The sequence below is a fragment of the Citrobacter rodentium NBRC 105723 = DSM 16636 genome (assembly GCF_021278985.1).
Lineage (GTDB): Bacteria > Pseudomonadota > Gammaproteobacteria > Enterobacterales > Enterobacteriaceae > Citrobacter_A > Citrobacter_A rodentium.
Map to the genome: position 1 here is coordinate 3,595,474 of NZ_CP082833.1, position 11,813 is coordinate 3,607,286.

The 11,813-nt window shown below is 55.6% G+C and carries 11 protein-coding genes; 6 read left to right on the plus strand and 5 right to left on the minus strand.

The genetic code is table 11. The features are described from left to right. The first annotated feature begins 61 nt into the window (after positions 1–61). Genes yobA through K7R23_RS17065 form a run of 3 tightly spaced genes read left to right on the plus strand, consistent with a single transcriptional unit; the run spans position 62 to position 1,666 of the window. On the plus strand, positions 62–436 hold the full coding sequence (gene yobA / locus K7R23_RS17055; RefSeq protein WP_012906116.1) for a CopC domain-containing protein YobA: 375 nt from the start codon (positions 62–64) through the stop codon (positions 434–436). A 2-nt stretch (positions 437–438) separates the two neighbouring features. Next, the gene (gene copD, locus K7R23_RS17060; protein WP_012906115.1) at positions 439–1,311 is read left to right on the plus strand and encodes a copper homeostasis membrane protein CopD; all 873 of its coding nucleotides are present in this window, start codon (positions 439–441) and stop codon (positions 1,309–1,311) included. Positions 1,312–1,327: 16 nt separating this feature from the next. Then, positions 1,328–1,666: a YebY family protein gene (locus K7R23_RS17065; protein WP_012906114.1), complete on the plus strand. Its 339-nt coding sequence runs from the start codon at positions 1,328–1,330 to the stop codon at positions 1,664–1,666. 467 nt (positions 1,667–2,133) lie between these two features. On the opposite strand, the gene K7R23_RS17070 is transcribed toward K7R23_RS17065, so the two are convergent. The 5 genes from K7R23_RS17070 to yebS form a co-directional block, all read right to left on the minus strand. Beyond that, positions 2,134–2,325, minus strand: a complete 192-nt coding sequence (locus tag K7R23_RS17070; RefSeq protein WP_012906113.1) for a YdfD/YebW family protein — start codon at positions 2,323–2,325, stop codon at positions 2,134–2,136. Positions 2,326–2,427: 102 nt separating this feature from the next. Further along, the gene (locus tag K7R23_RS17075) at positions 2,428–2,664 is read right to left on the minus strand and encodes a YebV family protein (protein WP_024132705.1); all 237 of its coding nucleotides are present in this window, start codon (positions 2,662–2,664) and stop codon (positions 2,428–2,430) included. Between the two features lie 114 nt (positions 2,665–2,778). Next, positions 2,779–4,218, minus strand: coding sequence for a 16S rRNA (cytosine(1407)-C(5))-methyltransferase RsmF (gene rsmF, locus K7R23_RS17080; RefSeq protein ID WP_012906111.1), 1,440 nt, complete (start codon positions 4,216–4,218; stop codon positions 2,779–2,781). A gap of 78 nt (positions 4,219–4,296) precedes the next feature. Beyond that, the gene (locus K7R23_RS17085; RefSeq protein WP_012906110.1) at positions 4,297–6,930 is read right to left on the minus strand and encodes a PqiB family protein; all 2,634 of its coding nucleotides are present in this window, start codon (positions 6,928–6,930) and stop codon (positions 4,297–4,299) included. Beyond that, positions 6,899–8,182 carry a membrane integrity lipid transport subunit YebS gene (yebS, locus tag K7R23_RS17090; RefSeq protein WP_012906109.1) on the minus strand — a complete coding sequence of 428 codons (1,284 nt, stop codon included), beginning with the start codon at positions 8,180–8,182 and terminating at the stop codon, positions 6,899–6,901. Before yebS ends, K7R23_RS17085 begins: the two co-directional genes overlap by 32 nt. 128 nt (positions 8,183–8,310) lie before the next feature. Between yebS and K7R23_RS17095 the strand changes: the two genes are divergently transcribed. The 3 genes from K7R23_RS17095 (at position 8,311) to prc (ending at position 11,660) form a co-directional block, all read left to right on the plus strand. Further along, the gene (locus K7R23_RS17095) at positions 8,311–8,808 is read left to right on the plus strand and encodes a GAF domain-containing protein (protein WP_024132704.1); all 498 of its coding nucleotides are present in this window, start codon (positions 8,311–8,313) and stop codon (positions 8,806–8,808) included. Between the two features lie 97 nt (positions 8,809–8,905). Beyond that, a complete protein-coding gene (gene proQ, locus K7R23_RS17100) occupies positions 8,906–9,592 on the plus strand; it encodes an RNA chaperone ProQ (RefSeq protein ID WP_012906107.1) in 687 nt (228 codons plus the stop codon). A gap of 19 nt (positions 9,593–9,611) precedes the next feature. Next, positions 9,612–11,660: a carboxy terminal-processing peptidase gene (gene prc / locus K7R23_RS17105; RefSeq protein ID WP_012906106.1), complete on the plus strand. Its 2,049-nt coding sequence runs from the start codon at positions 9,612–9,614 to the stop codon at positions 11,658–11,660. Positions 11,661–11,813: the final 153 nt, after the last annotated feature.

An 11,813-nucleotide genomic window follows, 5' to 3' on the forward strand; every position in this document is an offset into this window, starting at 1 on the left:
ACTCAAACAATCCAGGAGGTTATCCTTTTAAACCACGACATAACAAAAAGGAATAGTTGATATGGTTACCCCTGCTCGCACACGACGAAATTCGCTTTTTTTTCTGATAACCATGCTGACGACTCCCGTCGTCTGGGCCCATGCGCATCTTACCCATCAGTATCCGGCGGCAAATGCAGCCGTTACCGCCGCGCCGCAGGCGCTGACGCTGAACTTTTCTGAAGGTATCGAACCGGGATTCAGCGGTGCGACGATTACCGGCCCGAAACAGGAGGGGATTAAAACCCGACCGGCAAAGCGCAACGAACAGGATCATACGCAGCTGATCGTTCCGCTTGACGAAGCGCTCAAGCCTGGCGCCTATACGGTGGACTGGCACGTGGTGTCCGTGGATGGCCATAAAACCAAAGGGCAGTACACCTTTAGCGTGAAGTAACCATGTTGACGCTGAGCTGGGTCACGCTACGCTTCATCCATTTTTCCGCGCTGATGCTGGTATTTGGCTGCGCGCTGTACGGCGCGTGGCTGGCGCCGTACACGCTGCGCCGTCTGATGAACCGTCGTTTTTTACGTCTGCAGCAAATTGCCGCTACCGCAAGTTTTATCAGCGCGACAATCATGCTGGCCGTACAGGGCGGATTAATGGGCTCCGGCTGGCAGGATGTATTCTCAGCCCCGATCTGGCTGGCCGTATTACAGACCCGTTTCGGCGGCGTCTGGCTCTGGCAGATTGTGCTGGCGCTGGTGATGCTGGCGGCCACGCTGGTCGTACCGCGTGCCTTATCGCGTCTGCTGCTCATTCTGACCGTCGCGCAGTTTATTCTGTTAGCGGGCGTCGGACATGCCACGCTGCATACGGGGGTTATGGGCGTGCTACAGCGCATCAATCACGCCCTGCATCTGCTCTGCGCGGCGGCCTGGTTTGGCGGGCTGTTGCCGGTGATTTACTGTATGCGACTGGCGAAAGGGCGCTGGCGCCAACCGGCGACTGCCGCCATGATGCGCTTCTCGCGCTATGGGCATATCGCGGTGGCGGGCGTGTTGCTGACCGGTATCGCCAATGTGCTGCTCATTCAGGGAATTTCCGCCCCCTGGCTTACCGGCTGGGGGCAGCTGCTGTTATTAAAGAGCGCACTTGTCATGCTAATGGTGGCAATCGCGCTGGCGAATCGGTATGTTCTGGTACCACGAATGCGGCAGAGTAGCCGCCGCATAAATCAGTATTTTATCTGGATGACGAAAATCGAATGGGGAATGGGCGCCGTTGTGCTGGCGATTATCAGTCTGCTCGCGACGCTGGAACCGTTCTGAAGGACAGGCTAAATTCATGAAAAAAGTGATTCTTTCATTGCTGCTGCTGACGGCTTCTGGCGCAGCGCTGGCGGCACCGCAGGTTATTACGGTAAGCCGCTTTGAAATCGGTAAAGACAAGTGGGCTTTTAACCGTGAAGAAGTGATGCTGACGTGCCGGCCGGGAAAGGCGCTGTACGTGATTAACCCCAGCACTCTGGTTCAGTACCCGCTAAACGACGTGGCGCAGGAACAAGTGGCAAGCGGGAAAACTAACGCGCAGCCCATCAGCGTGATTCAGATTGACGATCCGGCGAAGCCGGGGGAGAAAATGAGTCTCGCGCCCTTTATCGAACGCGCAGAAAAACTCTGTTAACTGCCAAAAGTATCTACATGATTTACAATAAAAAACCGCAACCATCGCCAGGATGACGTTGCGGTTTTTTACTTTTCAGCAAATGACAAATGGCCTTTTTTTCCAGTCACTTTCGTCACGGACTGGAAAACCTGGCGTCGTCATCTATTCTTATAAGGCAAGGCGACTTAGCCTGCATTAATGCCAACTTTTAGCGCACGGCTCTCTCCCAAGAGCCATTTCCCTGGACCGAATACAGGAATCGTATTCGGTCTCTTTTTATCTGTCGAACCCAGAACGACTCTCCTGAGGCAAACAGCCTCCACGCTCCGCGTCCTGGTTAAACCATACCCATTCCTGCCCATAAACGTCCAGCGTTTTTTGCTGCTATTGTTAAATTTTTGTTAGGTCGTGACTGAGGACACTGCGCTTATGAAACAGCCGGAGAATGTTTATCGGAAAATCGATGGCGGGCGCAGCAACAATAATTAAAAATCGCTGTACTGTTGCGCGGGCATCCAGAAACCATCGATAAAGTCTTCCACCGGAAAACAGCCGCCCTGGCGAATCCGCTGATCGTCCATCGAATACATGCATTGTTGTTCCGTATCGTAAACGTCCACGACGATATCTTCGCAGCCGCCATCCAGATAACATACAAACAAGACCAGAGCGAACATTCCATCCTCTATTTGTACAGCCGTATCAATAGTGTAGGAGGAATTGTCGGAAGGGGGAAACTTGAAATAAATAACCCGCCGCGCCGACGGGTTCTTTTTGGATCAGGCAAGACGCATGATCCAGGCATCAGTCTGTTGATCGTAATGGTTGCGGTACAGCACCGAATGTTCTCCGTTGAGGATAGCGGGGATGCTGGTTTCATCATCCCAGGCATCGAGTTGCATACATAAATCCGGGTCAGATTTACACGGGATGGTTAACGTTCGGTCTCCCGGCGACTCGCCATGTAACTCGGCATCATCGATTTCAAAGGTGCCAATGCGTACACTGGTTTTCATCATCGTGCTCTCCGTTGATAGGCTGTTTGTGGTACGACCAGTTTAGTCGCCCATTTTTCAGCGTAGCCAATGCAGGCAAAAGCGCCAGTCAAAAAATGCCTAAATTTCTTTACCTCACTGCTTACCGGCAAACAGTTTACCGTCGCGGACCAGTTCCCGCGGGTAGCTGTTTTTCAGCCGCGAACCGATACGCCGGGCAAGTCCCGTCGGCTGATGTTGACAGGTGACCAGCACCTCGTCGGCGGCGGGCATACTCTGCGGCCAGATGTCGCGCCCGCGATACCACTCCTCGGCTTCCTGATGCGTCAGCTCTAAGGCGTTATGGTGACTCACGTCAGCGAGAGCAATGACCGCTTCGTGCTGCCAGCGGAAACCTTTGTTATGAGTCTCCGCAAGCCTGATGCCAATACGCGAGAAGCGGACTTTTCCGATCAGCGCTTCAATCGCCGTGGGGAACAGCCAGAGTTCTTTATCCCGCTGCCAGAGGCGCAGGTTGTCTTCCCAGCGAAGGCCGACAGCGTTGGCCGCCCCGGTAATCTTTGCCGCCTCGCGAGCGTTGACCGGAGTGAAAGGAAAAGTGCCGACCTTATACTTCGGCGCGGGCAGGGGGGGCAGCGAAGCCGTTTTACGCAGTCGCGCAACGAAGAAGCCTTCACAATCATAAATCTGCGGGAAAACGTGCAGGAATCCCTCCGCCGTCTGCGCCAGCGACGCCTGCGCAAAAAGATCGCCCAGCGGCATAAATTCCACCGCATCCGGATAGGTTTCTTTCAGCCAGTGCACGACGGATTCATTTTCCTCACGATTAAGCGTACAGGTGGAATAGACCAGCACGCCGCCCGGGCGCAGCGCGTGAAAGGCGCTGTCGATCAGTTCCCGCTGGGTGGCGGCTATCTCCTGATTGCTCTCCACGGACCAGTTTTTCAGCGCGTTCGGATCTTTACGCACCACGCCTTCTCCCGAGCAGGGGGCATCGAGCAGGATCGCGTCAAACATCTCCGGCAGCGCCGCGCCAAATACGCGACCATCAAAATGGGTGAGGGCGACGTTGCCGATCCCGCAGCGGCTGATATTGGCATGGAGAACCTTCACCCGGCTGGCGGAGTATTCATTAGCCAGAATTGCGCCGCGATTGCCCATACGCGCGGCAATTTGCGTCGTTTTTGAACCTGGCGCAGCCGCCACGTCCATTACGCGTTCCGGCGCATTACCGTCGGCAAACAGCGCGGCGACCGGCAGCATCGAGCTGGCTTCCTGAATATAAAACAGGCCACTCAGATGCTCGGCGGTACTGCCCAGCGGCAGCGTCTCTTCATCTTCACGCGCGATCCAGAACCCTTCCGCACACCACGGAACAGGCGTCAGCGACCAGCCATACGAGGCAGTGAGGGCGAGAAAATCCGCGACCGAAATTTTAAGCGTATTCACGCGGATACTCCGGCGCAGCGGGCGCTGGCAGGCTGCGAGAAAATCGTCGAAAGAGAGGTTCGCAGGCATCGCCTCGCGCATTTGCGAGAGAAAGGCTTCAGGAAGATAAACAGCGTGTTGAGTCACCAGGGGGCACCACCGACAGTAAAACAGGCGCGCAGTGTAGCATAAAGGCTCCGGCGCGAGTACGTCGGAGCACAGGGGTTAGCGCGGCAGAGCGGTTCCCCACTCGCGCCACTCTTTCGGTTCGCTTTCCTGCAACAGGAAGTGTTTGCCCGCCTGCGCTTTCGGCGCCAGCGGTGTTCCCGGTGGGGTGGCAAAGGCAATGCCGCCGCGAATAAACTGGTTGAAGGTGCCGGTTTTCACCACGCCGCCGGTCAGACCAAAGTCCAGACTGTAGCCGGAAGCCAGCCAGAACATCGAGTTATTGCGTACCAGATGCTGGTAGCGCTGGCTGATGCGCAGGGCGATCATCACCCGGTCAGAGAGCGAGCCGAGCGTCATCCCGGTTACCGTGCCAACCTCAATTCCGCGGAACAGCACCGGTGTGCCGATCGCCAGCGAACCGGCTTCCGGCGCTTCCACCACGATGCTCAGGCCGTCGAGGTAACGCGAATCGGTGATGGTGGCCTCCTGCAACTCAAAGTTGCGGCGCGACTCTCCCCGGCCCGGCTCGACGTTGATATACGGTTGCAGGATAGTATCGAGATGCTCCACCCCGGCGGCGGAAATTTGCGGCGTGATCACGGAAAAACGGGTGCCGGCGCGGGCAAAGGTTTTCACATATTCCGGATAAAGCACCGCTTTCGCCTGTACTTCGTTGCGTGAGGTAATCAGTTCCAGCGTCTGGATCTGCCCGATATCAATACCGAGATAGCGAATCGGCATCCCCTCCGCCAGTTTTCCGGCATCGAAGGCGTGCAGCGTGATCTGGCCGCCGACGGCGCGGGCGGCGGTTTCGGAAGCGTACAGAATGCGCTTATCGCCATTACGCTGGCTGGCGCTCGCGCCGCTCAGATTATCGAAGCTGATAGCGCCTTTCAGTGCGCGCGACAGGGGGGAGGCCTGAACGGTCAGGCCGCTGCCGTTGAGCTGGACTTTCGCGCCGCCTTCCGCCCAGAATACGCTGTTGCTGGTCAGCAGGTGACGATATTCCGGCTTGATGTGCAGCTCGATATCAAATGCGTTGGCGCGCGGGCGCACGGTGATCACTTCGCCAACCTCAAATTTACGGTACAGCACAACTGAACCCGCCTGTACGTCCGGCAGCGTTTCCGCGCTGAGCGTCAGGGTGGTGGTGGGCAGATCGCTGAGGCTATTTTCTACCGCTTTTTCCAGGTTGGCATACAGCGGATAGCTGGTTTTCATTTCGCCTTTGCTGCCGGGGAGAATGCGAATACCGCCGTTGATCCACTCACTGGCGCTGGCGCCAAGGAACTCCACGCCGTCCAGCCCGACCTTCACATCCACCCGGCTGTTCACCACAAACTTGCTGTCGCCCTTGACCAGATCGCGATGCTGCGGATCGACAGCCACGTTAAAGGTCACCCCTTTGCTGGTGAGTTTGCGGTCGATGACCTGTCCCACCTGTACGCCGTGGAGAATCAGCGGCTGACCCGCGTCGATGCCGTAGCTTTCCGGCGCGGTGAGGGTGAACGTCAGCACGTTTGGTTCATGCAGCAGCGCTTTTTCGCCAGGAACCACCATAAATTCGTTGCGCGGCTCGCCGTCGCCTGGCACCAGCTCAAAGGTTTTTCCGGTCAGCAGAGCGCTGACGTTGGCGTCGCTCAGGGAGAGCCTGGGGCTACGCAGCTCAATACGCGTATTTTCCCGCAGTAATGTCACCACGCTGGGGTCGACGGTCATTTCGCCGGTCACTTTGCCGCCGGGCTGTAAATTCAGTTTGGTCAGTTCGCCCACTTCCAGCCCCTGGTACATCAGCGGCGTGGAGTCCGCTTTCAGCCCCTCGCCGCTGGGTAGCTGAAGCTTAACGATCACCCCGCGCTGGCTGTGCGCTAAATCCTCATACAGACCAAAGGTATCGTCCTGCTCCGCCGCTTTCGATTCCTGAGGCGAGTCGAAGGCTATCGCGCCGTTGACCAGCGCGGCAAGGCTTTCCAGCTTCACCTTCGCGCCGCTCAGGCTGACGTTGGCGTCAACGCCGGATACGTTCCAGAAGCGACTGCCTTTTTTCACCAGACTGGTAAAGCGACGATCGATCAGCACGTCAATGGTGACCCTCTCTTTGTTCGGGTTGATGCTGTAGTCGTAGACTTTACCCACCGGGATTTTGCGGAAGTAGACCAGCGAACCGCTGTTCAGCGAGCCAAGATCCGGGGCGTTCAGATGAATCATTAAATCGCCGTTATCAAGTCGATATTTCGGCTGGGTATCCAGAGCGACGAAGTGATCCTGCTCTTCCCCTTTGCCGGGCATCATGCCGATATAGTTGCCGCCGACCAGCGCATCCAGTCCTGAAACGCCCGCCAGAGAGGCTTTCGGCGTCACCAGCCAGAACTGTGTCTCCGCACGCAGAGCGTCTTTCATATCCGACTTAATGCTGACCCGCACTTCAATTTTGCGCAGATCTTTACTCAGACTGACGTCCTGGACGGTGCCCACCTCAACGCCCTGATAACGCACGGGCGTTCGGCCTGGCACGATACCGTCTGCCGACTGGAAGTCGATGGTGACGGTATTGCCCCGATCTTCATAGCTGTTCCATATCAGCCAGCCCGCAATCATCAGAGCGATGAGCGGCAGTAGCCAGAAAGGCGAGATACGGCGTTTCGTTTTAATTTGCGCTTCAGTCTGCGAAGCGGGCGTTTCCTGACTCATGTGCATCCCAAAGTAATCGGCTGTCCAGCCATTCCACAGCAAGAATAGTCAAAATTACCGCTGCGCCGAAATAAAACGCAGCCGGTCCCATCGTAAAAGCAAGTATCTGGTCGCGGTTTATCAGCGACATGGTTAACGCAATCACAAACAGATCCAGCATCGACCAGCGGCCAATCCAGGTGACCAGTCGCAACAGCTGTATACGCGTACGCAGCCCCTGCTCGCATTTGAAATGAATGCTGAGAAGCAGAGTAAACATGACGATCACTTTGGTGAACGGCACCAGAATACTGGCAATAAAGACGATAGCGGCGACGGCGATATTGCTGCTTGCCAGCGACATAATGCCGGACATAATCGTGTCTTCCTGACGTCCGCCGTTGATATAAATCACTGAGATAGGCAAAAGGTTAGCAGGCAACAGGAAAACGATCGACGCCAGCAGCGCCGCCCAGCATTTTTGCAGACTCTGATTTCGGCGTTCGCGAAGCGGGATATGACAGCGCGGGCAGCGGCCCCGCGGATCAGGATAGCCGGTAAAATGGCAGCCGAGACAGACGCGCAGTTTTTCATCCGCCCGGTTTGCCGGACGCTGCGGATAAAACCTTTCCCAGAGCTGCTCGACGTTAAGATGCGAGAGGGTCAGAACGCTCAGCAGCACCAGCGCGATGAAGGCGAAAAGTCCGACGCCGGGCTGTAAATAAGCGTAATCCTGAACCTTAATCGAGGCGACGCCGATGCCGACCAGATAGATATCCAGCATCACCCACTCTTTCAGCCTTTCCAGCATCAGCAGGACAGGGCGTAAATTCATCCCGAGGATATTACCAAACCACAGATAAGCGATGGAGGTCACCAGAATTAACGGCGCGCCGACGACGCCAAAAAACACCATCGCTGCGGTTATGGGATCGCCCTGGCTGGTCATCTGCCAGATCCCCTGCATCACGTTGGCGTCTATGCGGATCCCCAGCAGAAAGATGCGCAGCAGCGGCTCGCCCCAGGCAAAAGGCATCAGCAGCAGCATGGTGACCGCCATCGCCGCCAGCCGGGTCAGCGACCAGTCGCGGCCGTCGCGAATTTTCGCCTGGCAGCGCGGACAGTAAGCGCTCTGGTGCGAGCGCATTTTCGGCAGGCTAAACAGCATATCGCACTGAGGGCAACGCTGATAGTGAGCACGCGGAAGCGCTTCGCTAATGGACCAGATCGCTATTTTTTTTGTTGGCGTAATCCGTTGCGTCTTAAGAGCCATGTATCGTGTTTCAAAATGTTAGATTTATGTAATCTTAACTCATGACGGGAATGATCTTGAGCAATAACGCATTTAATGCTTATTTTAATAGGCTGGCAGTTTAGGTAAGACAACTAAGTGATTATATAATGAACAAAACAGAGCTTTACGCGGATCTGCACCGCGATTTTCAGGCCCTAATGGCAGGGGAAAGCAGTTTCCTGGCGACGCTGGCGAATACCAGCGCGCTCTTGTACGAAAGACTTGCGGAAGTGAACTGGGCCGGTTTTTATCTGCTCGAAAACGACACGCTGGTATTAGGTCCGTTTCAGGGCAAAATCGCCTGCGTGCGTATCCCGGTCGGGCGTGGCGTTTGCGGCACGGCGATCGCGCAAAACCAGGTGCAGCGTATTGATGACGTTCACGCCTTCGACGGGCACATCGCCTGCGATGCCGCCAGTAACGCCGAAATCGTGCTGCCGATTACGGTAAATCAACAGCTTATCGGCGTGCTTGACATCGACAGTACGGCGTTTGGCCGCTTCACCGCAGAAGATGAAGCGGGGCTTCGCCAGCTTGTCGTTCTGCTTGAAACCGTGCTTGCAGCGTCGGATTACAAAAAATTCTTTGCGAGCGTCGCAGGATAATCAACGGATAACGTAGCAATTACTGATGGCGTCATTATAATGACGCCTGTTCATGCCTGCGGCTTGTTGGCTACGTCCGTTGTAATCAGGAAATTTCATGGAAAATCAACCTAAGTTGAATAGCAGTAAAGAAGTTATCGCGTTTCTGGCCGAACGTTTTCCGCAGTGTTTTAGCGCGGAAGGTGAAGCGCGCCCGCTGAAAATTGGCATTTTTCAGGATCTGGTAGAGCGTATTGGGGGCGAAATGAACCTCAGCAAAACGCAACTCCGTTCCGCTTTGCGTCTTTATACCTCCAGCTGGCGCTACCTTTACGGCGTTAAGCCGGGCGCGACGCGTGTGGATCTCGACGGCAATCCTTGCGGTGAGCTGGATGAGCAGCACGTTGAACACGCGCGTAAGCAGCTGGAAGAGGCGAAAGCCCGCGTTCAGGCGCAGCGTGCCGAACAGCAAGCGAAAAAACGCGAAGCTGCCGCTGCCGCAGGCGAAACCGCAGACGCCCCGCGTCGCGAGCGTAAGCCGCGTCCGGCGCCGCGCCGTAAAGACGTGACCGAACGTAAACCGCGTACTGAAAAACCGGCAGCTAAAGCTCCGCGTGCGCCTCGTGAGGAGAAACTGACGCCGGTATCGGACATTTCCGTTCTGAGCGTAGGGCAGTCTCTGAAGGTGAAAGCAGGCAACGATGCGATGGATGCCACCGTATTAGAAATCACCAAAGATGGCGTCCGTGTACAGCTGAATTCGGGTATGTCTTTGATTGTACGCGCAGAACACCTGGTGTTCTGAAACGGAGGCCAGGCCTGGCATGAACAGATTTTTTAGGCTTACCGCGTTAGCTGGCCTGCTTGCGATAGCAGGCCAGACCTTCGCTGTAGACGACATTACGCGTGCCGATCAAATTCCGCTCCTTAAGGAAGAAACGCAACATGCGACCGTGAGCGAACGTATAACGTCGCGTTTTACGCGCTCGCACTACCGTCAGTTCGATCTCGATGCGGACTTTTCCGCCAAAATTTTCGATCGTTACCTGAATTTGCTCGACTACAGCCACAACGTTCTGCTGGCTGAAGATGTGGCGCAGTTCGCGAAGAAAAAAGGCGACATCGGCGATGAGCTACGCACGGGAAAGCTTGACGTCTTTTACGATCTCTACAATCTGGCGCAGAAGCGCCGTTTCGAGCGCTACCAGTATGCGCTGAAGGTGCTGGAACGTCCGATGGACTTTACCGGCAACGACAACTTTAATCTGGACCGCAGCAAAGCGCCCTGGCCGAAAAATGAGGCCGAACTGAACGCGCTGTGGGACGGAAAGGTAAAATTCGACGAATTAAGCCTGAAGCTGACCGGCAAAACTGATAAAGAAATTCGCGAGACGCTGACGCGCCGCTATAAATCCGCCATTCGCCGCCTGACGCAGACCAACAGCGAAGACGTCTTTTCTCTGGCGATGACGGCGTTTGCCCGTGAAATCGATCCGCATACCAACTACCTCTCGCCACGCAATACCGAGCAGTTTAATACCGAAATGAGCCTCTCTCTCGAAGGTATCGGCGCGGTATTACAGATGGATGAAGACTATACGGTCATTAATTCGATGGTCGCGGGCGGCCCGGCGGCGAAAAGCAAGGCGATTAGCGTTGGCGATCGCATTGTCGGCGTGGGGCAAGCGGGCAAGGGCATGGTCGATGTGATTGGCTGGCGCCTGGATGACGTTGTCGCCCTGATTAAAGGGCCGAAAGGCAGCAAGGTTCGTCTGGAAATTCTGCCTGCCGGCAAGGGAACCAAAACCCGTATCGTTACCCTGACGCGCGAGCGCATTCGCCTTGAAGATCGGGCGGTTAAAATGTCCGTGAAGACGGTGGGTAAAGAGAAGGTCGGCGTGCTGGATATTCCGGGCTTCTATGTCGGTCTGACGGAAGATGTCAAAGTCCAGTTGCAGAAGCTGGAAAAACAGAACGTCAGCAGCATCGTTATCGATCTGCGCACCAACGGCGGCGGCGCGCTGACCGAGGCGGTTTCGCTTTCCGGCCTGTTTATCCCTGCGGGTCCGGTCGTTCAGGTGCGCGACAATAACGGCAAAGTGCGCGAAGACAGCGATACCGACGGCGTTGTTTACTACAAAGGTCCGCTGGTGGTGCTGGTCGATCGCTTCAGCGCATCGGCTTCGGAAATCTTCGCGGCGGCAATGCAGGATTACGGACGGGCGCTGATTGTGGGCGAACCCACTTTCGGTAAAGGGACGGTACAGCAATACCGCTCTCTGAACCGTATTTACGATCAGATGCTGCGTCCGGAGTGGCCTGCGCTGGGATCGGTGCAGTACACGATTCAGAAGTTCTACCGGGTAAACGGCGGCAGTACCCAGCGTAAAGGGGTTACGCCGGATATCATCATGCCGACCGGGAATGAAGAGACGGAAACCGGTGAGAAGTTCGAAGACAACGCGCTGCCGTGGGATAGCATTGATGCGGCAACCTACGTGAAATCGGACGATCTCAGGCCGTTCGGTCCTGAACTGCTGAAAGCGCACAATGCGCGTATTGCCAGCGATCCTGAGTTCCAGTATATCCTTAAGGATATTGCCCGCTTCAATGCGATGAAGGACAAGCGCAACATAGTCTCGCTCAATTTCGCGCAGCGTGAAAAAGAGAATAACGAAGATGATGCGATGCGCCTGGCGCGTATCAACGATCGCTTTAAGCGTGAAGGAAAACCGCCGCTCAGCAAACTCGACGATCTGCCAAAAGATTATCAGGAGCCGGATCCGTATCTTGATGAAACGGTGAAAATCGCGCTGGATCTGGCGCATCTCGAAAAAGAGAAGCCCGCGGAACAGCCCGCTCCGACAAAATAACCGCACAGGCACAAGAAATTGTGCCTGTTTTTTTAACAAGCGCATAAACACGTCAGCCAGACGCAACAAAATGTAAAGTTGTGTCTTTCTGGTGACTTACAGCCCGCTGATGCTTGAAAATAGCCACACTACCCATACGATGTGGGTAATCGC